The organism is Pseudoxanthomonas sp. LjRoot204_2 (assembly GCF_056175765.1).
Genome location: NZ_JBGFFG010000018.1, coordinates 1 through 18,618 on the forward strand (window position 1 = coordinate 1; position 18,618 = coordinate 18,618).

Annotated in this window: 19 protein-coding genes and 1 pseudogene; 10 read left to right on the forward strand and 10 right to left on the reverse strand. The window is 68.1% G+C overall.

Annotation, left to right across the window (positions count from 1 at the left end; all coding sequences use genetic code 11):
* Positions 1-844 (forward strand): acetyl-CoA C-acyltransferase (locus AC04L7_RS01680; protein ID WP_475512433.1); only part of this gene is annotated, 844 nt, incomplete at its 5' end.
* Positions 845-868: 24 nt separating this feature from the next.
* Here the strand turns inward: AC04L7_RS01680 and ggt are convergent.
* Positions 869-2,614, reverse strand: coding sequence for a gamma-glutamyltransferase (gene ggt, locus AC04L7_RS01685; protein WP_435995973.1), 1,746 nt, complete (start codon positions 2,612-2,614; stop codon positions 869-871).
* A gap of 117 nt (positions 2,615-2,731) precedes the next feature.
* Here ggt and AC04L7_RS01690 point away from each other — a divergent pair, with 117 nt between their 5' ends.
* Both AC04L7_RS01690 and AC04L7_RS01695 read left to right on the forward strand, forming a co-directional pair.
* Complete coding sequence (locus AC04L7_RS01690) at positions 2,732-3,634, forward strand: hypothetical protein (protein ID WP_475512434.1); 903 nt, start codon at positions 2,732-2,734, stop codon at positions 3,632-3,634.
* A gap of 86 nt (positions 3,635-3,720) precedes the next feature.
* The gene (locus AC04L7_RS01695) at positions 3,721-4,713 is read left to right on the forward strand and encodes a DUF4349 domain-containing protein (RefSeq protein WP_435995977.1); all 993 of its coding nucleotides are present in this window, start codon (positions 3,721-3,723) and stop codon (positions 4,711-4,713) included.
* A gap of 3 nt (positions 4,714-4,716) precedes the next feature.
* On the opposite strand, the gene AC04L7_RS01700 is transcribed toward AC04L7_RS01695, so the two are convergent.
* From AC04L7_RS01700 to AC04L7_RS01710, 3 genes are read right to left on the reverse strand one after another with little or no spacing between them, the layout of a single operon-like run.
* Positions 4,717-5,976, reverse strand: coding sequence for a heme biosynthesis protein HemY (locus tag AC04L7_RS01700; protein ID WP_435995979.1), 1,260 nt, complete (start codon positions 5,974-5,976; stop codon positions 4,717-4,719).
* On the reverse strand, positions 5,973-7,001 hold the full coding sequence (locus AC04L7_RS01705) for a uroporphyrinogen-III C-methyltransferase (RefSeq protein WP_435995981.1): 1,029 nt from the start codon (positions 6,999-7,001) through the stop codon (positions 5,973-5,975). The genes AC04L7_RS01700 and AC04L7_RS01705 overlap by 4 nt, the downstream gene beginning before the upstream one ends.
* 44 nt (positions 7,002-7,045) lie before the next feature.
* Positions 7,046-7,816: a uroporphyrinogen-III synthase gene (locus AC04L7_RS01710; protein ID WP_475512435.1), complete on the reverse strand. Its 771-nt coding sequence runs from the start codon at positions 7,814-7,816 to the stop codon at positions 7,046-7,048.
* Between the two features lie 16 nt (positions 7,817-7,832).
* Here AC04L7_RS01710 and AC04L7_RS01715 point away from each other — a divergent pair, with 16 nt between their 5' ends.
* From AC04L7_RS01715 to AC04L7_RS01735, 5 genes are all read left to right on the forward strand, one after another.
* On the forward strand, positions 7,833-8,291 hold the full coding sequence (locus AC04L7_RS01715) for a YiiD C-terminal domain-containing protein (RefSeq protein ID WP_435995985.1): 459 nt from the start codon (positions 7,833-7,835) through the stop codon (positions 8,289-8,291).
* A gap of 26 nt (positions 8,292-8,317) precedes the next feature.
* Complete coding sequence (locus AC04L7_RS01720; RefSeq protein WP_435995987.1) at positions 8,318-8,740, forward strand: hypothetical protein; 423 nt, start codon at positions 8,318-8,320, stop codon at positions 8,738-8,740.
* A gap of 63 nt (positions 8,741-8,803) precedes the next feature.
* A complete protein-coding gene (locus AC04L7_RS01725) occupies positions 8,804-9,247 on the forward strand; it encodes a rhodanese-like domain-containing protein (protein WP_435995989.1) in 444 nt (147 codons plus the stop codon).
* Between the two features lie 105 nt (positions 9,248-9,352).
* Positions 9,353-9,871, forward strand: coding sequence for a protein-export chaperone SecB (secB, locus tag AC04L7_RS01730; RefSeq protein WP_296278585.1), 519 nt, complete (start codon positions 9,353-9,355; stop codon positions 9,869-9,871).
* 47 nt (positions 9,872-9,918) lie between these two features.
* On the forward strand, positions 9,919-10,956 hold the full coding sequence (locus tag AC04L7_RS01735; protein WP_296278584.1) for an NAD(P)H-dependent glycerol-3-phosphate dehydrogenase: 1,038 nt from the start codon (positions 9,919-9,921) through the stop codon (positions 10,954-10,956).
* 152 nt (positions 10,957-11,108) lie between these two features.
* On the opposite strand, the gene AC04L7_RS01740 is transcribed toward AC04L7_RS01735, so the two are convergent.
* Positions 11,109-11,690: an OmpO family porin gene (locus AC04L7_RS01740; RefSeq protein ID WP_435995992.1), complete on the reverse strand. Its 582-nt coding sequence runs from the start codon at positions 11,688-11,690 to the stop codon at positions 11,109-11,111.
* 282 nt (positions 11,691-11,972) lie between these two features.
* Between AC04L7_RS01740 and AC04L7_RS01745 the strand changes: the two genes are divergently transcribed.
* On the forward strand, positions 11,973-12,392 hold the full coding sequence (locus AC04L7_RS01745; protein ID WP_296278582.1) for a transposase: 420 nt from the start codon (positions 11,973-11,975) through the stop codon (positions 12,390-12,392).
* 160 nt (positions 12,393-12,552) lie between these two features.
* Here AC04L7_RS01745 and AC04L7_RS01750 read toward each other — a convergent pair whose 3' ends face one another.
* The 5 genes from AC04L7_RS01750 to AC04L7_RS01770 are packed head-to-tail and all read right to left on the reverse strand — an operon-like array spanning position 12,553 to position 18,054.
* Positions 12,553-13,815: a dicarboxylate/amino acid:cation symporter gene (locus AC04L7_RS01750; protein WP_435995995.1), complete on the reverse strand. Its 1,263-nt coding sequence runs from the start codon at positions 13,813-13,815 to the stop codon at positions 12,553-12,555.
* Positions 13,812-14,600 carry a L,D-transpeptidase family protein gene (locus AC04L7_RS01755; protein WP_475512436.1) on the reverse strand — a complete coding sequence of 263 codons (789 nt, stop codon included), beginning with the start codon at positions 14,598-14,600 and terminating at the stop codon, positions 13,812-13,814. The genes AC04L7_RS01750 and AC04L7_RS01755 overlap by 4 nt, the downstream gene beginning before the upstream one ends.
* Positions 14,600-15,457 carry a MurR/RpiR family transcriptional regulator gene (locus AC04L7_RS01760; protein ID WP_299344993.1) on the reverse strand — a complete coding sequence of 286 codons (858 nt, stop codon included), beginning with the start codon at positions 15,455-15,457 and terminating at the stop codon, positions 14,600-14,602. The genes AC04L7_RS01755 and AC04L7_RS01760 overlap by 1 nt, the downstream gene beginning before the upstream one ends.
* Positions 15,458-15,511: 54 nt before the next feature.
* The gene (locus tag AC04L7_RS01765; protein WP_296278578.1) at positions 15,512-16,609 is read right to left on the reverse strand and encodes a dipeptide epimerase; all 1,098 of its coding nucleotides are present in this window, start codon (positions 16,607-16,609) and stop codon (positions 15,512-15,514) included.
* Entirely contained in the window at positions 16,606-18,054 is a 1,449-nt protein-coding gene (locus AC04L7_RS01770) for a C40 family peptidase (protein WP_435996000.1), read from the reverse strand. The genes AC04L7_RS01765 and AC04L7_RS01770 overlap by 4 nt, the downstream gene beginning before the upstream one ends.
* Positions 18,055-18,220: 166 nt before the next feature.
* Between AC04L7_RS01770 and AC04L7_RS01775 the strand changes: the two are divergent.
* A pseudogene (locus AC04L7_RS01775) lies at positions 18,221-18,618 on the forward strand (transglutaminase domain-containing protein); the annotation flags it as partial.

Here is an 18,618-nt window from a genome sequence, read left to right on the forward strand (position 1 = left end):
GGACAAGCTCAAGGCGCTGGTGAGCGGCTTCAAGTTCGGCGAACTGAAGCCCGAGTTCCCCGGTGTGGCCGAGCCGCGCACCGGCAAGAGCATGGGCGAGCACTGCGAGGATATGGCGAAGGAGTGGAGCATTTCGCGCGATTCGCAGGACGAACTCGCGGTGGCCTCGCACAAGAAGCTGGCCGCCGCGTACGAGCGCGGCTTCTTCGACGACCTGATCGCGCCATTCCGCGGCCTGGAGCGTGACAACATCCTGCGCGCCGACACCTCGCTGGAGAAGCTCGCCACGCTGAAGCCCGCCTTCGACAAGACCTCGGGCCGCGGCACGCTGACCGCCGCCAACTCCACCCCGCTGACCGACGGCGCCGCGGCGGTGCTGCTGGCCAGCGACGAGTGGGCGAGGGCGCACGGCCACGAGCCGCTGGCCTATCTGAAGGATGCGCAGGTGTCGGCGGTCGACTTCGTCCACGGCGAAGGCCTGCTGATGGCGCCGACGGTGGCCGTGCCGGAGATGCTCAAGCGCAACGGCCTGACGCTGCAGGATTTCGACATCTACGAGATCCACGAAGCCTTCGCCGCGCAGGTGCTGTGCACGCTGCGCGCGTGGGAGAGCGAGGACTACTGCCGCAACCGCCTGGGCCTGGACGCACCGCTGGGCAGGATCGATCCGGCCAAGATGAATCCGAATGGCTCCTCGCTGGCGACGGGCCATCCGTTCGCCGCCACCGGTGCGCGCATCGTCGCCACGGTGGCGAAGGAACTGAAGCAGCGCGGCGGCGGCCGTGCGCTGGTGTCCATCTGCACGGCAGGCGGCATGGGCGTCGTCGCCATCATCGAGCGATAGGCGATCGCGCGGCGCCGGTCGCGACTAGCGGGCCGGCGTCTGCACCTGTGCACTGCCGACGCCATGACGGTGGCCTTCGCTTACCGCCGTCACCGTGCCATCCGCATTGAAGACCAGCGCGTTCGCGGCGCCGATCTCTTCGGGTTGATCCGACCAGCGCTGCCCGAGATGCGCCAGCGCCTTCGCCTGGGCGCTGCCGGCGAACCCGGGTTCGATATCGGTCACCTCGCCATTGCGCTGCGACAACCGCGGCGCGTCGATGGCCTGGTCCATCGGCATGCCGAGGTCGACGTAGTTGACGATGGTCTGCAGCACCGTCGTGATGATGGTGGAACCGCCCGGACTGCCGATCGAGAATGCGGGCTCGCCGTCCTTCAGCGCGATCGTCGGCGTCATGCTGCTGCGCGGGCGCTTGCCGGGTTCGGGGATGTTCGGATGCGGCGCGGTGAAATCGAAATCGGTCAGCTCGTTGTTGAGCAGGAAGCCATAACCGGGCACCACCATGCCGCTGCCGCCCCAGTCTTCGATGGTGAAGGTATAGGCGACGACGTTTCCGTCCTTGTCGGACACGGTCAAGTGGGTGGTGTGCGTGTTTTCAGGGGGCAGTGCGCGCGGTGTGGAGCGCAGGGGATGACTGGGATCCTGCTGGAACGGATAGGGGTCGCCGGCGGCCACGCGCCCTGATGCGGCCTTGTCGCGAGCGATCAGCGTACGCCGCTGTGCCGCATAGTCCTTGCTCAGCAAGCCCGTCACCGGCGCATCGACATACTCCGGGTCGGCCAGGTAGGCATCGCGGTCGGCGAAGGCCAGGCGGCTTGCTTCCAGATACAGATGCTCGACCTGCGCACGCGGCATCGTCTTCAGGTCGTAGCCCTCGAGGATGTTCAGCGCTTCGAATGCGGTCACGCCGCCGCTGCTCGGTGGCGCCAGGCCGTAGAGATCGTAGCCGCGATAGGTGGAATGCACCGGCAGGCGCAGGCGCGCTTCGTAGTTGGCCAGGTCGGCGAGTGTCATGCGGCTACCCCGCACCGGCACGCCCGGCGCGGTCGGTGGGCGGTTGACCGTGTCGACGATGGCGCTTGCCAGCGGGCCCGCGTAGAACGCATCCACGCCGCCGTCCGCCAGCAGGCGGTACGTGCGGGCGAGATCGGGATTGCGCAGCAGGGTGCCGGCCGGGATGGTCCTGCCATGCCTCAGGTACAAYGCCGCCGTTGCGGGGAAACGGTTGAACTTGCGTTCGTTCACTTCCGCCAGGCGTGAGAAGTTGGCGTCGACGGTGAAGCCCTCCTCCGCGACTGTGATCGCAGGCGCGAGCACCTGCGCGAGCGACATCGAGCCATAACGCTGCAACGCCTCGTGCCAGCCGCGCACGGTGCCGGGTACGCCGACGGACAGCCCGCTGGCGATCGCGGTGTCGAAGTCCATCTCCTTGCCGTCTTCGATGAAAAGTGCCGACGTGGTGGCAGCTGGCGCGGCCTCGCGATGATCGATCGTGATGACCCGCCTATCCTTCGCCAGGTAGACCACCATGAAACCGCCGCCGCCGATGCCGCAACTGAAAGGATCGGTCACCCCGAGCGTCGCCGCCGCCGCGACGGCGGCATCGACCGCGTTGCCGCCCTGGTCCAGGATCGCGATGGCGGATTGCGTGGCCTGCTCGCTGATCGTCGCCGCAGCGCCGCCGGTTCCCCGGGCGACCGGTGTCTCCGCCTGCGCCGGCACGATGACGAGGAGCATCATGAGCAGCAGGACGTGCAGGGTTCGGGTCATCGCGGATTACCGAAGGGCAGCTGATCCGATTGTCACACGCCCACGGCCCACCCCCGTTCCCCTCTGGCCGCTCATCGGATAGCGTGCGTTATGGGATGCAGGCAGGGGGGCGGCAGGATGCGACACAAGGGATGGATGCTGCTGGCGGCGTTTGCCTTCGGTGCGGCAGGTCCGGTGCAGGCTTGCGTCAACGCGATCGGGACCGATCATCAGGGGCGGCAGTTTGATGTCCACGATGACGTCGGCGAACAGCTGGAAGCGAGACTGACGTCGAACGAGGTCAGGAAACACTATCTGCGGAACGCGCGGAGCCTCATCGCCGAGGCCCAGTCGGTGCCGGACCTGGAGAACCTGACCAAGCTCGCCATCCTGCTGATGTACCAGGGCCAGCACTCGCGGGCGGCGCAGCTGTTGCTGTCCATCGAGCGTCGCTGGCCTGGCCACCACGAGACAGCAGCCAATCTGGGCACGGCATTGGAGCTTTCCGGCCACGACGCGCCGGCGCTGGCCTGGATACGCTTGGGCATCCAGCGCAATCCGGCGGAACACTTYGGTACCGAATGGCTGCACGCGCGGATCCTGGAGAGCAAGCTCGCGTCGGCGAAGGATCCCGTGCGCCTGGCGAGGTACTCGATTGCGGGCCTACAGTTCGGCGACGCAACGGTCCCGCCACTGCCTGCCACCTTGCCGGCCGGCAACGACGGCCGGCGTGTCGACGCGTACGCACTGAATCAGGCCTTCGCCTACCAGCTGGGCGAGCGCATGCAGTTCGTCCTGCCGAAGGATCCAGTAGTGGCGAACCTGCTGTCCGACTGGGCGGCGTTGAACATGGCGGGAGGTCCGATGGAGAACGTCGTCGTGCTGTACGCGTTGGCCGAACGCTACGGCTCCGRAGAAACCGCAACCGTCGCCCGGCGCCAGGCAGAAGCCCGTCGCATCCTGAAGTCGGTGCGAAACGCCGAGCACCCCGGCGGCCGCTGCGTGATCTGCGAACCCGGACCGACGACGAAGGCGCCATGACGCCTCGCGACCCCATTCGACGCCGCCGCGCGTTGGAGTGCGGCACGGCCATCCGGCTACGCCTTTTTCCTCTCTCCGGAGTTCCCATGCGCATGTACAGGAAGTGCCTTGTCGTTTCCTTCTTGGGCCTGTTGGCCCTGGCGACCGCCTGCAGCAAGCACGAGATGGCCCCGGCCGACGCAGAGGTGGCGATGGAGTCCGCCCCGGCGATGGCCGAAGCCGCTAATGCCGCAGCAGCGGCGCCACCGCAGAAAAACCTGGAACCGCCACCGCTGCAGACACCGGGCGTCGATGCCTCGCAACTGGCCTCCGACGTGCTGGTGCAGGTGGATCCGCAACGCCGCTTCATCCGCACCGCCGCCGCGGAGTTCCAGGTGAAGGATGTCTACCGCACGGCGTTGGCGATCGAGGATGAAGTCGCGAAGCAGGGCGGTTTCACCGTCGACAACGACATCCAGGCACAAGTGCAGCGCGTGCAGAGCCGACCGATCGGCGACGGCAAGCGACTGGAGCTTTCCGAGTACCGGCTACAGGGCGAACTGACCGTGCGCGTGCCGAGCGAGCGGACCCAGGTATTCCTGCGTGCCATCGCATCGCAGATGGAGTTCCTGGAGCGCCGCAACTTCAGTGCGCGCGATGCGCAGTTCGAGCTGTTGCGTCAGCAATTGGCGCGGCAGCGCGCACAGGACCAGCAGCAGGAACTCGGCGACGCGGTGCAGGCAGGCGGCAAGCTCGCCGACAAGGCCGACGCCATCGAAGCGCGTGGCGAAGCGCGTGGCCAGCGCGACGAAGCCGTGATCGCGCAGAAAGAGTTCGAGGACCGCGTGGCGTTCAGCACCATCACGCTGTCGCTGCGTCAGGATGTGCAGGTACGCAAGGCAGAGCGCGTGGACGTGGATGCCGTGTTCCGCGACAACGGACCCGGCTTTTTCAGCCAGCTGGGCGATGCGCTGAGGGTGGGTTGGCGTGCCGGCCAGCAGGTCGTGGTGGCGCTGGCTGCCCTGTGGCCGGTGTGGCTGGTGGTGCTGGCGGCGGTGATCGGGTGGCGCCGTTGGCGCAGGAAGCCGTCCGCCGCGTGATCCTCACTCCTTGAGCCGCGGCAGGCCGTGCGCGTCGCGCTCTTCGACGACGGCGGCGTCATGGATTTCCTGCCGCATGTCGCGCACCGGCAAACGAACCGGCGCTTCTCCCCGCGCGGCCTTCACCACGTTGGCATGGCATTGCTGCGCCGACACGGTGTCGCCCGCTTCGTTGAAGCCGGTGGCCAGCTCTTCCCACGCATCGGCGCCGGCGCCCTGCGCGACCGCGCGATGGAGGAATTCCTGCGCTGCGGTCCACTGGCCCTGCTGCCGCGCGAGCCGTCCCAGCGTCACCAACAGGGCGGGACTGGCCGGGTGCGCGTGCAGCCAGTGCTGCGCGCTGGCGCGACGGGAATCCAGTTTGCCCACCGGCAGGCGGCCGTACAGGGCCACGAGGCTTTCGTCCCAGCGGGCCTCCAGGGCCTGTTCGATGCTGCGCGTCGCCGCGTCCTCCCAGCGCAGCGCGGCGGCCCGCTCCGCGTAGGCGGCCACGACAGGCGCCTGCACGCGCAAGGGTTTGGTCAGGGCTTCCCAGCGCTCGGCCAGTACGTTCGGATCGGCCGCTTCGCGCAACGACTGTGTGGCCAAGCGGATCTCCAGCGCGTCGAACGCGGACGGCGCCAAGGCCTGCTGCTGCTTCAATGCGCCCAACAACCCATAGGCCTCACCTGCGCGGGCGGTGGCCGCGAGCGCATCGGCGCGCAGTGCCAGGCCGCGCGGGGGCAGGGGTTGCACGTCGACGGCATCCAGCAGGGCCAGTGCTTCTTGAGGCTGTCCGCCATCGAGCGCGATCTGCGCGGCCGTGATCGCGTGCGCCTGGACGGACCGCTCGCGCAGTGCCGTCAAATGGCGCTGCACGGCCGCATCGTCGCCACGGGCCTGCGCCGCGCGCACCGCGGCCACGCGCGCGATCGCACCGACTTCCGTGTCGTCTGCGGCACGTTCGAGCAGCTTTTCCGCCTTCTGCCAATGCCCGGCGTGCAGGGCGTCCAGGCCATCGATGAGCCGTGCGCGCGCCTGCTTGCGACGATGGCGGCCCCATGCGCGGAACGGCAGCGACAGCAGGTGCCAGGACAACCAGGCCGCGGCCGTGATCAGCAGCAGGGCAAGCAGTGCGCGCGGGACATTGGTCTGCAGGTCGTACCCTGCGAACCGGAGGAACACCTCGCCGAGATCGCGATCCGTGGTCGCCATCCACTGCGACGCCAGCACGCCGGCCAGCAGCAGCACCAACAGCACCACCACGGTACGGAACACCTTCATAGCGCGGCCTCCTGCGGATCGGTGGATGGCGTCGACACCGGCAGGCGCACGCCCGCGCTGCGCAGTGCGCGCAGCTGCTGCAGCGTGCTGCCCAGTTCCGTGGGACGGACCGGCGCCGACGTCGCCTGCAATGTGCGCAACTGCGCGTGAACCTGCCGTCGTGCGGGTGAATCGGGCCACAAGCGCGGCAGCCAGCCCTCGACGCGCGCCAGTGCGGCGCGGAAGGCGGCATCGTCGTCGCGCTCCAGCGCGGCCCGCGCCAGACTGATCTCGATCTGCAGCGCCGCGTCGCCGGTGGCGCGGTCTTCCGGCGTCACCAGCGTGCTGTCGCGGGACGGACGCACGTCGACCAGCGGTGACAGCCACCGTTGCCAAGCCGGACGCGACGCCTGGTCGGCGACGGCGTCCCGCTCGCGCGGCAATCCGGGCAGGGCGGCGGCGATCGCCTCCAGCCGCTTCATGGCTGTCGCCTGCGGACCCTCGCCGAGCGCATCCAGCGCCGCGCGCTCCTGCGCCAGTGCCTGTTTCAGGTTGAGCAGTCGATGGTCGTCGATCCCGTCCAGGACGCCGGCGGCCAGCGCGTACGCCCGCCGCGCGCCCGCCACATCGCGTGCGATGTCCAGCCGCTGCGCGGCCTGCGAGAGCAACAACTCCACTTCATCCAGCCGCAGCGCCTGCGCGCCATGGCGGGTGGGATCGGTGAGCTTGGCCACGCTCTCCTCGAGCAGCGCACCACGCTGGCCCAGGCCGAGCACTTCGTCGCGCAGCACGCGGTTGGTAGCCGCCGCGTCCAGCAGGCGTTGTGCCTGCGCACGCTGGTCGCGACGCAGGGCATCGGTGCGCGACTCCAGCGCTTCAAGGCGTTGCTCCGCTGTCGACTGCAGCGTCTGCGCGCGCGCGTCGCGTTCCTGCCACCACGCCCAGCCCCGCCACGCGCCGATGCCGACCACCACCACCGCCAGCGCCGCCCACGCCAGGCGCGCGCGATGGCCGGAACCTTGCGGAGAAGAGGGCTGGTCGTTCACAGGCGTCCTTGGCTGCAGGCGAAACGTGATGGATGCCGCAGATGCTACCGGATGCCGGGGCAGCCGATCGTGCACGCCGCCTTCATCAGTTGGGCCGGTCGCGGTCCCTCGGCGAGCACCACATGGGCAAAGCCGGCTTCGCGTGCCGCGTCCACCAGGCGCTGGCTCGCGGCCGCCACCGGCAAGGCCTTGAACCGGGCGGCGAGGCTTCCCGGAAGTTGCGCCAGCACCTGTTCGAGCGCCGCGCCGCTGCTGAGCAGCAGGCAGGCAGGCGCATCCAGGGCGGCGAACGCCTCGATCGCGCGGGCATCCAGCGCCACTGGCTCGCGCCGGTAGACCTCCGCGAGGTGCACGCGGGCGCCGCGGGAGTGCAGCGTCGGAACCAGCAGGTTGCGACCGTCCGGCGCGGTGACGAAGCCCAGGGGTGTGCCGCGGATGCTGGCCAGTTCGGGCAGGGACAGCAGGCCTTCGCTGTCCATTCGTGCGGGAAACGAGACGTGTCCGATGCCGGCGCGCCGCAAGGCGGCGGCAKTACCGCTGCCTACGGCCAGCCAGGCCTGTCCGTCCCGGTCGCGCAGGGGCTGCAGCGCATGGGCCGCAGCGACCGCGGCCGGACTCGTGAACACCACGATCGGGCACGCGAGCGCAGCCCGCAAGGCATCGAGCGCCGCGCCATCGTCGCAGCGTCGGATGCGCCAGGGCGACAGGGCGAGCAGGCCGGCGCCGCGGCGGTGCGCGGCGCGCCTGAGCGCGTCGTGCCCGCCCTGGGGCCGCAGCGAGATGACGTACCATGCCGGCGGCGTTGGATGTCCCATGCGCGGATTATGAGTGATGCGTCCCGAAGAAGCCCTGCAGGAACTGAGCGACTATTGCGGCGGCATGCCGCCGGTGGCCGCGATGCGCGTGGAAGTGGAGGGATTCCGCGACGACGTCCTGCGGTTGACGGCGCCGCTGTCGGCCAACGTCAACGACAAGGGCAATGCGTTCGGGGGCAGCCTGACCTCGCTGATGACGGTGGCCGGCTGGGGTCTGGTGACGCTGAAGTTGCGGCTGGCCGGACTGAAAGCCGAGGTCTACGTGGCCGACAGCCAGATCCGCTACCTCGCCCCGCTCTACGGCGACCTGGTCGCGGAGGCGACCTTCGCGGAAGGCCAGTCGATGGAGGCCTTCATCGACACGCTCGTGCAGCGCGGTCGCGCCCGCATCCAGGTGGAGGCGAGCGTGCGGTTGCCTGAAGGCGGCATGGCTACCACGCTCAGCGGGCGGTTCGTCGCCATCGCGAAGCGGTAGCATGCCGGCATGACCGGGGGGTGCTCATGCGCGTGATCGTGAAATGGCTGCTGGCGGCGGGACTGTTGCTGGCGCTGGTGCCCGCGGCGGCGCAAGGCCGCCTGCAGCGCGGCAAGCTGCAGGAAGTCCAGGATGCGTATGCGGCCTCGATCCGCTGGGGCGATTTCGAGAATGCCTGGAAGGCCGTCGACCCGGCCTACAAGGCCGAGCATCCGATGACCGAGCTGGAGTTCGAGCGCTACCAGCAGGTGCAGATCTCGGGATACCGGGACCTGTCGACCAGCGGAGGTCCCGACGGAACCGTCGAGCGCGCGATCGAACTGCGCGTCATCAACAAGCACACCATGGCCGAACGGACGATGCGCTACCGCGAACGCTGGCGGTGGGATCCGGAACTGAAGCGCTGGTGGCTGGTGGTGGGCCTGCCCGACCTCTGGAACGGCGAATAGGCGAGCGACGCCCCGGCGGCGTCCTGTGCGACAATCGCCGCCCGCTCGAAGATCGCCAACTCCGTGAATTTCGAAGAAATCCTGGCTTTCGCCACCCGTTCTCCCTTCAACCAGATCCTGTCGCTCGCCCTCGTGGGCCTGACGGTCGCCATCATCTACACCGAGATCGCGCGCCTGTTCCGCGGCTACAAGGCGCTTCGCCCTGCCGAGCTGACCCAGCTGGTCAACAGCGAAAACGCCCTGGTCGTGGACCTGTCGGCGAGCAACGACTTCGAGAAAGGCCACATTGCGGGCAGCCGCAACGTACTGCCGAGCAACTTCGACCCCGAGAACAAGCTGCTGGCCGGCGCCAGGTCGCAGCCCGTCGTGCTGGTCTGCCGCACCGGCCAGGTCTCCGGTGGCGCTGCCAAACGCCTGAAGAAGGCGGGTTTCGAGAAGGTCTACGCGCTCGAGGGCGGCATCGCCGCCTGGCAGCAGGCGGACCTGCCGCTGGTCAAGGGCCGCTGATCCGTCCGTTCCCGTGGCCGCGGACCCGCCCTTGAAGCGGGCCCCGCGAGCCGCCATGACATAATTTCCATTCACCGCCGCAATCCAGATTCCGGAGTCAAAGAAATGTCCGACGAGACCACCAACGGCGCGGTCGCGCCTGCCGCCGAAGCCGCTGGCCCCGCTTTCACTGTCGAGAAGATCTACGTCAAGGACGTTTCCTTCGAAGTCCCCGGTGCGCCGGCGGTCTACGCCGAGAACGTGCAGCCGGAGCTTCAGCTCAACCTCAACCAGCGCGTGCAGCGCCTCGGCGAGAACGCCTTCGAAGTCGTGCTGGGCGTGACCCTGACCTGCAAGGCCGGCGACAAGACCGCCTACGTGGCGGAAGTGCAGCAGGCGGGCATCTTCGGCCTGATCGGCCTGGAGCCGCAGGCGGTCGACGTGCTGCTCGGCACCCAGTGCCCGAACATCCTGTTCCCGTACGTGCGCCAGCTGGTCAGCGACCTGGTGCAGGCCGGCGGCTTCCCGCCGTTCTTCCTGCAGCCGATCAACTTCGAAGCGCTGTACGCCGAATCGCTGCGCCAGCGCGCCGCGCAGGGCGGCGATGCCGGCCTGGCCAATTCGGAACCCGTCGGCAACGCCTGAGTCGGGGTGCACTGTCCCGTCGGGATGGCGTCGTACAGGGGTGACGGATGACTGATCTGCAATCCGCTGATCCGCTGAAGATCGCGGTGCTCGGGGCCGGTTCCTGGGGCACCGCGCTCGCCGCGCTGATGGCGAGGCACGGGCACGCGGTCACGCTGTGGGGCCGCGATGCCGCCGTCGCCGAGGCGATCGACCAGCGGCACGAGAACACCCGCTACCTGCCCGGTATTCCCCTGCCGGACAACCTGCGCGCCACCACGGACCTGGCCACTTCGCTCGCCGATGTGGACCAGGTTCTGGTCGTCGTGCCATCGCACGCCTTCACCGAGACGCTCCACAAGCTGGCGCCTCTGCGCCCGGCCAGGGCGGGTGTGGCGTGGGCGACGAAAGGCTTCGAAACAGGATCCGGCCGCTTCCTGCATGAGGTCGCCGAAGAGGTGCTGGGTCCGGAAGTGCCGATCGCGGTCGTCACCGGTCCCTCGTTCGCGAAGGAAGTCGCGCTGGGCCTCCCCACCGCCGTCACCGTGCACGGCGCCGATCCGGCGTTCGCGCAGGCGGTCGCCGACGTGATGCACGGCCCCGCGTTCCGCGCCTATACCGGCGACGACATGGTCGGTGCCGAACTCGGCGGTGCTATGAAGAACGTGCTGGCCGTGGCGACCGGCGTTTCCGACGGCATGCAGCTGGGCCTGAATGCCCGGGCAGGCCTGATCACGCGCGGCCTCAACGAGATGCTGCGCCTGTCCGCGGCGATCGGCGCCAAGCCGGAAACCCTGATGGGGTTGGCCGGTCTCGGCGACCTGGTGCTTACATGTACCGGTGACCTGTCGCGCAATCGACGCCTTGGCCTGGCCTTGGGCCGCGGCCAGTCGTTGCAGGACGCGGTGCGCGAGATCGGGCAGGTCGTCGAGTCCGTGCAGACGGCCGACGAAGTGATGCGCCAGGCGGACAAGCACGGCATCGACCTGCCGATATCCAGCGCGGTGCGCGCCGTGCTGCATGGCGACCTGACCCCGCGCGATGGCCTGCAGCACCTGCTCTCGCGCGAACAGAAGCCGGAATACCCGGAAACGCTGTTCAAGTAAGTGCCGTCGACATGCGACGAGACAAGCCCGGCCATGCCGGGCTTTTTCTTTGCGCAATGGAGCGCATCACACGAAGAAAAGCCCGGCCGTGGGGCCGGGCTTTGGGGTGCGACGCGGGGAGAGAGGACGCGTCGCGAGGGGAGCGTTGAGGATTACCAGCTGAAGCGGGGACCGACGAACCACTGGGTGTCGCCGTCGACCAGCTTGACGTCGGCCGAAGCGCTCCAGTTCGGGGTGAACTTCACCTGCGCGCCGAGACGGCCGTAGAACTCGCCGTCGTAGTCATCGCCATCTTCATAGCCCGCCAGCGCGTAGCCGTTGAGGCGGCTGGTCAGCGCGCTGTTTACGCCGACTTCGACGCTGTAACCGTCTGCGCTGTAGCTGGGGACGCGAACGCCGCCGATGTTGAAGCTGTCGGTTTTGGCCTTCTCGTAAGCAACACGGGTCAGCAGATCGACGCGCTGGGACAGCTCATGGTTGTAGCCCAGGCCGACGCGCCACTGGTCGAAATCGACGTTGACGTCGTCGACTTCCTGCGTGCTGTAGTCGGCGAAGACGTGGAAATTCGGGTGCAGCGCGACAGATCCCTTCAATGCCCAACCATCGGCATCGGGGCCATCGATATTCGTGGCGGTGTAGCCGCCTTCCACATAGTTGTAGGAAACGCCTTCCGCGGCCGACGCGGCGAACGGAGCGGCAGCCAACAGGGTCAGGGCAAGCAAGGACTTCTTCATGGGACGTCTTTCTCTCTAGTTGTTGTGTGTCCGTCGCTCCAGGGAAGCGACGGTGCACGAAGTATCCGCCGCCGCTCACAACACCTCCTGAATACCAAACTTAGCGGTACATAAATTGCGCGGACACGATGGGAACTTTCAGCAGTTGCGCGATTGCAATTCCCGTCGGGGCATGAAGTGTGTCCCGTTTCGTGGCGTCGCGACGAATGAAACAGCAAGCGGATGGATACCGCAGCGCGTGCAAACGCGCATGTTTTTCCGGGGCGTCAGGAGACACGCAGGATGGAAGGACAAGACAGGAACCCGGTGCTCGGGGTGGAACGCGAAGACGGGGTCGATCAGACCGACATGCTGCGACTGGACGATGCACGCTGGGAGGCGATCCTGGCCGCGTTGCCGCCCCTGGTCCGCGCGCGTGCCCTGAATGGCGAGCGGACGCGGGCATTCCTCGAAGCGGTGTTGTGGGTCGCCGTCACGCGGCAACCGTGGGGTCGGCTGCCCCTGGCATGGGGGCGGTGGCACAGCATCTATGTCCGCTTCACCCGTTGGGCACAGGACGGCATCTGGGATGACGTGATCGCGTCGCTGCAGGCGCACGCGGACATTGCCGATCCGCTCCGCCAACTCGTCAGCACGTACAGGCTCTCGCACCACCCTGCGTCGCTTGCGCGCCGCTCGGGTCCGCGATTCACGCCGTTCTGAGGGCGCGCCGGATCCGGGAACCGGGGATGCCGACATGCGCCGGTGCATGGCGGGGGCAGGGYGGCAAACACAGACGCCATCGGCCATCGAGACATCGCAGCACGGCGCGCAGACGCTGGCGACATCGGTCGCCGCACGCCTGACAACGAGGGCGATGGCATCAGCCTGTGGGGGTATCCGTATCGTGGGCGTCGGGCGACTGGCGCGCGACGATGCTGGTGGCGGTCAGGTCACCCGTGACATTGCCCGTCGTGGCGAACACATCGGGAATGGTGTCCACCGCCAGCAGGAGGCCCAGCGGTTCGATCGGCAGGCCCATCGACTGCGTCACCGGCATCACCGTGGCCATGAAACTCACCTGGCCCGGCAGGCCGATCGAACCCAGGCTGATCACCACTGCAAGTGCGGCGCCGGCGGCGAGCGTGACGGCGTTGACGTCGATGCCATAGGCCCACGCGACGAAGCATGCCGCCACGATGTACTGGATCGGGCTGGTGATGCGGAACAGCGTCACCGCCATGGGCAACACCAGCGCGGCGACGGCGCGCGGATGTCCCAGGCGGAAGCGCGCGCTCTCCACCATCGCCGGCAGCGAGGCGAGCGAGGATTGCGTGCTGGCAGCCACGACCTGCGCGGGCAGGATCGCCTTTGCGAACGCGAGCGGCGACTGCCGCGCGAACACCGCGACCAGCACGTAGCAGATCAGCGTCGCGCCGAGGTACATGCCGCACTGCAGGGCGATGTAGCCCGCCAGCGCACCGATGACGCCGATACCGGCCTGCGCGCACACAGCGAGTACCAGGGCGAACACGCCGATCGGCGCTGCCAGCAGCATCCAGCGCACGATCACGATCATGGTGTCGGCGATCCCGTGGCAGAACCCGATGATCTGCGCGCGGCGATCCTCCTGCACGCGCGTCAGCGCGAATCCGAAGAACAGCGCGAACACGACTACCGGAAGCATGGCGCCCTGGGCGGCCGCCATGATGGCGTTGCTGGGAACGATCGAACCGATCCAGTCGGCCAGCCCCGGCGCGGCAACCTCACCGGAGGCCGGCAGCGTGCCGTGCAAGGTGGCGGTCAACGCGGCACTCGGCGGCACCATCGACAGGATGAGGGGCGCGACGATGGCCGCGTAGGCCGCGAACAGCGACAGCAAGGCGATGAAGACCACCATCGCGCGCCGCGCCACGCGGCCGGAAGCCGCAGCATCGCTCGCCGTCGCGACGCCCAGGATCACCAGCGACAGCACCAGCGGCACCACCGTCATCTGCAGTCCACTGAGCCACAGCTTGCCGATGGGCTGCGCGATGGCAACCGCCGTGGCGGCACTCGCAGGTGACCAGTGCGCCAGCGCCAGGCCTACCACGGCACCGGCGGCAAGACCCAGAAGCACGCGCGCCGTGGCGCCTGGCCACCTCATCGCACCGCCTCCGGCAACTGCCAGTCATGCGCCAGGCGCGCGTACTCGGCACGCGGCAGCAGCACGAAGACCGGGCGCGCATCAGGGCGCAGCCAGCGCAGCACACCGTCCATCGTCTCGGCTGCCATCGCCGTGCAGCCGGCGGTCGGCTCGCCCGGCGTGCGCCACAGGTGCGCGAAGATGCAGCTGCCGGCGCGCGGCGTAGCCTTCGGGTTGTGGCCGATCACCAGGCCCTCCCGATAGCGCACATCGCCCTTGTTGTGCAGGTCCAGCCGCATCGGCTCGGTCGAGCCCTTCGCGGCGGCCTCGCCTTCCGTGCGCGTATCGATGATGCGGTTGTAGAGCGGGGAATCCGGTACGTCGATGCAATAGCTGGTCGCCTGCATCGGGCGGTACGGCATGGCCGTGTCGGCCTTGTCGGCATAGCCGAAGGCCTCGCCCAGCGTGAACACGCCTGCGGGGGCACGGCCATCGCCCTCCTGCTTCTGCGGTCCCCGCGCCTGCGCCGGGTGCAGGCCCAGACCCCAGGCGCTGCCATGGCGTCCGACCGAAACCGGCGCTGCGGCCGCCRCCGCCTGCCACCGGCCGTCGCGCAACTCGAAACGCTGCAACGTAGCGTCGGTGGCATCCCATCCCTCGGTCACCACCAGCACCAGCTGGCGCGCGTCGCGCCAGGGCTGCGACGCGGGCGCATCGGCGGCGAGTGCAGGGCCGCTGCTCGCGATCAGGGCGAGGGTCAGCGCGAACGATCCCAACGGGAGACGCGGAAACGACAGTAAGGGCATCACGACTCCAGCAGATGGTGGATGCGTTCGAGGTTGATGGCGAGCTGACGGTTGCGGTCCGGATTGGACTGGCACAGCAGCACGAACACGAAGTCGAGCAGCGATTGCAGCGACGAGCGATAGAGCAGCTGTTCCACGTGCGGCGCGGGATCATGCGCCGAGATCACCAGCGCGGCGTCGGCGTGCGCACGCAAGGGATTGGCCGTATGGCGCGTGATCGAGATGACCTTGCCCTCACAGGCCTGGAACTGCCGGCTCACCTGCGAGAGCTCGGGCAGTTTGCCGAACTCGGAAAACATCAGCAGCACGTCGCCGGGACGCACGGCCGACAGGTTGGCCATCATCAGGATCGGATCGGCGTGGTGCACCGTCAGCAGTCCCAGCAGCGACAGCCGCATCGCGAACTCGCGCGCGAACAGGCCATCGTCGCCCAGGCCGCACACGAACACCTTGTCGGCCCCGTCGATCAGGCTGACGATCGGCTCGATGTGCGCGCGCGGGTTGAGGCTGCGGGTTTCCTCCTCGGCCGCCATCTTGCTGCGGCGCAGGCCGTCCTGCAGCTGCTGGTAGGCATCGCCGGCGTCGTCGCTCTCGGCGTGCGGCGGCATCGCGTGGCCATTGCCGTTGCGGGCGACGGCTTCGCCGATGGTGTACTTGAGGTCGGGGTATCCCTTGAACCCGAACTTCTGCGCGAACTTCACCACGCTGGACTGGCTGATGCCGAGCGCGCTGGCGAGCTGTTGCGACGAGTAGTCGCGCAGCAGGTGCGCGTTGTCGAGGATGAAGTCGGCGATGCGGCGTTCGATGGCCGACATCTGGTCGCGTTCGGAGCGGATCTTCACCAGGGAGGTTGTCATGGCGTGAGTGTGATGGCGGTGGACGGTGCTGACAACGGGCCATCGCCACCGGGCTCAGCCCGGCAGCATCTCCAGGCCACGGATCTCGCGGATACCCAGGCCCGGCGCCTCGGTGATGGTGATCTCCGACTCGTTGAAGATCACCCCGCCCTCGACGGGGTTGAACTGTCCCAGCGAGGGTCCGTCCAGGTCGACCTTGGTGATGACGTTGGCCTTCGCTGCCGCGACGTGCACGGCGGCGGCCACGCTGATGCTGGTCTCGATCATGCAGCCGATCATGCACTCCACGCCGTACAGCGAGGCGATGTCGGCGATGCGGATGGCGTTGGAAATGCCGCCCGTCTTCATCAGCTTGATGTTGATGATGTCGGCGGCACGCATCTTGATCAGATCGATGACCTCGGTCGGGCCGAACACGCTCTCGTCGGCCATCACCGGCGTGTGAACGCGGTCGGTGACGTACTTCAGGCCGTCCAGGTCGCGCGCCTTCACCGGCTGCTCCAGCAGTTCCAGGACGACGCCAGCGTCCTCCAGGTGCTGCATGGCGAACACGGCCTGCTTGGCGGTCCAGCCCTGGTTGGCGTCCAGGCGCAGCAGCGCCCGGCCTTCCACCGCGGAGTAGATGGCCTTGACCCGTTCGATGTCCAGCCCGATGTCCTTGCCCACCTTGATCTTCAGTGACTCGAAGCCGCGCTCCACCGCGCTGATCGAGTCGGCCACCATCTTGTCGATGTAGTCGACGCTGATGGTGATGTCGGTGGTGATGACCGGGTCGCCACCGCCGAGCATCTTGTACAGCGGCGCGTCGTACAGCTGCGCCCACAGGTCGTACACCGCGATCTCGACGGCCGCCTTGGCACTGGTGTTGCGCTCCAGGGCGGTCTGCACCAGGTCGGTGATGTGGTTGAGGTTGGCGATCTCCTGTCCGATCAGCCGCGGGCGGATGAACTTGCCGATCGCCTCGACGATCGAGCCGTGGGTGTCGCCGGTGATGACCGCGGTGGCAGGCGCTTCGCCATAGCCCACATGGCCGGTGTCGGTATGCACGATGACCACGATGTCCTCCACCGTGTCGACGGTGCGCAGCGCGGTCTTGAACGGTGTCTTCAGCGGCACGCGCAGCATGCCGAAGGTGATGTCGGTGATCTTCATGGAGCCCCTTGGGGACGGATGCGCTGGATGGCGGTGATGCGATCGACGGTGGATTGCTCGCTGTTGAACAGCAAGGGCTCCAGCGGCGTGACGGCGACCGAGTTGAGCGTGGTGCGGACCACGCGGCCGTCGGCGCCGCGATAGGTGATGCCGGTGGTGTCGTGGATGGTGTACGTGGTGCCGTTGTCGTGTCCGATCACCATCATCACGTGGCCGGGGATGTAGATCAGGTCGCCGACCTGCAAGCTGCGGAGGACCTCCAGCCGCTTCTCGTGGCTGTCGCCGACATCGAAGCCGATGCGTTCGAGCGCGGGACTGACCGCCTGGGCGCTGGTGTTGCGGGGCAGGATGATGCCCATGCTGCGGTACACCTCGGAGACGAAGCCGCTGCAATCGCGGCTGTCGTAGCGGTGGCCCCAGCCATAGCGTTCGCCCAGGAACTTGAAGCTCTGGCGGAGCAGGTTGGCCGGGGTGTACGGCAGGTAGTCGGGGGCGACGTCGGCCGTCCTGGGCAACAGCGCGGGCAGCAGTGCGAGCGTGCCGTCATCGCGGCGTACCGGCAGCTGGATGACATGCGAGGTATAGGGATGCTGCCCGTTCACCGGCTTGTCGGCCGGCCAGTCGGCCAGCACCGGGACGCGCACGCCCATGTCCAGCTGCAGTGCCGACAGTCCGGGCTCCTCCGGGTTGTGGACCGTGCGCGCGGTGGCGCCGGTGACCACCAGCGCGGACGGGCCCGCGCCGTATCCGAACACCATCTCACGCGCGCCTTCGCCGACGTGGCGTTTCTCGATCCAGGCGGCGTAGAGCGGGCTTACCACGAAGTACCACGCGCCGTCGGCGCTGGTATGGGCGATCACGACCGGAGTGCCGGGGAACAGCGCACTTTCCTGGAATCGGTCGATATCGGTGTCGTCCTTGCTGCTGAATACGTGCTCGCGTGTCGGGAACGTGCGCAGGTCGGCGCGATGCACGACCAGGCCGTAGCGTGCAGGCGCACGGGTCGGAATGGCATCCAGCGCTGCGTTGGCGACGAACCCGGCGAGCTGTTCGCGGGTGATGTCGCGTCCCTTGTCGTCGTACAGCGTCCGGGTGGGGGCCGAGGACAACGGGTCGAGCCACGCGCGCACGTCGGCGCGCGTCAGTTCCGCGGGCAGGCGTTGCAGGTCATGCACATGACGATCGCGCTGCCACATCTGTTCGTTCTGCGCCGCGACGCCCCGGGTGTCCAGCAGCAGGCGGTCCGGTGCGGACAGGCGGCGGACCCAGTCCTCGGGCTGGAGATGCCGCGCCTGTACTCCGATGACGGCATGCGCCGGGACGGCCAGCGGCTCTTGCGCGATCGACGGCAGCGCGGCGAACAACCCGCCGAGCAGCGCGAGCGCACCCAGCGCCTGCGGCAGACCTGCACGGTCCCTGGGCCGGTACGACATCGGTGTGTTCATCCCATCCCCTTTTCCAGAACCCTCGCCCGCCACCATGACGCCATGGCCGGGGCGGTTTCCACAAGAATATTTATTTCTTCCGTCATAAAAATCAAGAATAAATTATTGACCCTTGCGTTCACGTCGTGTTACACAACCGCGACCAGTCGGCGTGGGGATGTGCGACGTGGATGCGAGCAGAAGCCAGCACGGGGTGACAGGACGCGACAGGCGGGCCCGACGGCGCCTGGCGGCGTGGCTGTCGCTGTGCGGGTGGCCGATAGTACTCCCGGTACCCGGCCTGGCCGAGGCCGGCGATCCGCTCGCGGCCATCGTCGCCGACATCGACCGGGGGCATTTCCAGCAGGCGGAAGACGCGATCGCCCGGGCGCTTGCGGACGGGGCGGCGGATGATGCCCGTCGCCAGGCCCTGCAGTTCCAGCGCGAGCGCATGCGCCGCATCCGGCTGGATTTCACCCTCGATGCCGACGCCGTGCGCGAGCGCGTGCGCGCGCAGATTCCCGACCTGAGCGATGAGGAATTCCAGCGCTGGGACCGGGCCGGCCTGATCGAGCGGCTCGACAT

Coding starts and splice junctions, on each gene's coding strand:
- AC04L7_RS01740 (WP_435995992.1), bottom strand. CDS start 11,690: ATGAAGAAGTCCTTGCTTGCCCTGACCCTGTTGGCTGCCGCTCCGTTC.
- AC04L7_RS01695 (WP_435995977.1), top strand. CDS start 3,721: ATGCGCATGTACAGGAAGTGCCTTGTCGTTTCCTTCTTGGGCCTGTTG.
- AC04L7_RS01770 (WP_435996000.1), bottom strand. CDS start 18,054: ATGAACACACCGATGTCGTACCGGCCCAGGGACCGTGCAGGTCTGCCG.
- AC04L7_RS01735 (WP_296278584.1), top strand. CDS start 9,919: ATGACTGATCTGCAATCCGCTGATCCGCTGAAGATCGCGGTGCTCGGG.
- AC04L7_RS01750 (WP_435995995.1), bottom strand. CDS start 13,815: ATGAGGTGGCCAGGCGCCACGGCGCGCGTGCTTCTGGGTCTTGCCGCC.
- AC04L7_RS01720 (WP_435995987.1), top strand. CDS start 8,318: ATGCGCGTGATCGTGAAATGGCTGCTGGCGGCGGGACTGTTGCTGGCG.
- secB (WP_296278585.1), top strand. CDS start 9,353: ATGTCCGACGAGACCACCAACGGCGCGGTCGCGCCTGCCGCCGAAGCC.
- AC04L7_RS01700 (WP_435995979.1), bottom strand. CDS start 5,976: ATGAAGGTGTTCCGTACCGTGGTGGTGCTGTTGGTGCTGCTGCTGGCC.
- AC04L7_RS01745 (WP_296278582.1), top strand. CDS start 11,973: ATGGAAGGACAAGACAGGAACCCGGTGCTCGGGGTGGAACGCGAAGAC.
- AC04L7_RS01715 (WP_435995985.1), top strand. CDS start 7,833: ATGCGTCCCGAAGAAGCCCTGCAGGAACTGAGCGACTATTGCGGCGGC.
- AC04L7_RS01760 (WP_299344993.1), bottom strand. CDS start 15,457: ATGACAACCTCCCTGGTGAAGATCCGCTCCGAACGCGACCAGATGTCG.
- AC04L7_RS01765 (WP_296278578.1), bottom strand. CDS start 16,609: ATGAAGATCACCGACATCACCTTCGGCATGCTGCGCGTGCCGCTGAAG.